This window comes from Coralloluteibacterium thermophilum (assembly GCF_042654365.1).
In the GTDB taxonomy this organism is placed as follows: domain Bacteria; phylum Pseudomonadota; class Gammaproteobacteria; order Xanthomonadales; family Xanthomonadaceae; genus Coralloluteibacterium; species Coralloluteibacterium thermophilum.
In genome coordinates, this window is the sequence record NZ_JBHSGG010000054.1 from 1 (window position 1) to 827 (window position 827).

An 827-nucleotide genomic window follows, 5' to 3' on the forward strand; every position below is an offset into this window, starting at 1 on the left:
CTAGGCTGAATCGACATTCATCCGGTATGTTCATGGGATGTCGAAGAACAAGCCAGCGCGACCGAGCCGCTACGAATTGACCCAGAGCCAGTGGGAGCGGATCGAGAACATGCTCCCGGGCAAGGCCGGCGACCCGGGTCGTACGGCCGCGGACAATCGGACCTTCGTCAACGGGGTGCTGTGGGTCTTGCGCTCGGGCGCGCGCTGGAGCGACCTGCCGCCGCGCTACGGGGCCTACAAGAGCGTGCATAAGCGCTTCACCCGCTGGGCGGCCAAGGGCATCTGGGAACAGGTGTTCCAGTCCCTGATCCGGGATCGAAGCAACGAGTACCTGATGATCGACAGCAGCATCGTCCGGGCGCACGCACAGGCGGCGACCGGAAAAGGGGGGCTTCGGACTCGGCTCTGGGGCGCTCCCGAGGAGGGCTGAGCACGAAGATCCACCTGGCCGTGGACGGCCTGGGGCGCCCGGTGCGGTTCATACTGACCGGCGGGGAGCGCAACGACATCACGCAAGCCCCGGCGCTGCTGGCCGGATTCGCGCCCAGGTACGTGCTGGCCGACAAGGGCTACGACAGCCGGGATCTGGTGGCCTTGATCCGTTCGTCCGGCGCCGAGGCGGTCATCCCGCCGCGCAGCTGCCAGCAACCACGCCCCTACGACAAGGCGCGCTACCGACTGCGCAACCGCATCGAGCGTTGCTTCGCCAAGCTCAAGCAGTTGCGCCGGATCGCTACACGCTTCGACCGCAAGCCCAGCCACTTCCTCGCCTTCCTCTACCTCGCATCGATTCCGATGTGGCTGGAATGAATGTCGATTCGCCCTAG

The 827-nt window shown here is 65.9% G+C and carries 1 pseudogene; it reads left to right on the forward strand.

Annotation, left to right across the window (positions count from 1 at the left end):
- Positions 1–109 precede the first annotated feature (109 nt).
- Positions 110–810 (forward strand): annotated as a pseudogene (locus ACFO3Q_RS16755) (IS5 family transposase).
- The last annotated feature ends 17 nt before the right edge of the window (positions 811–827 follow it).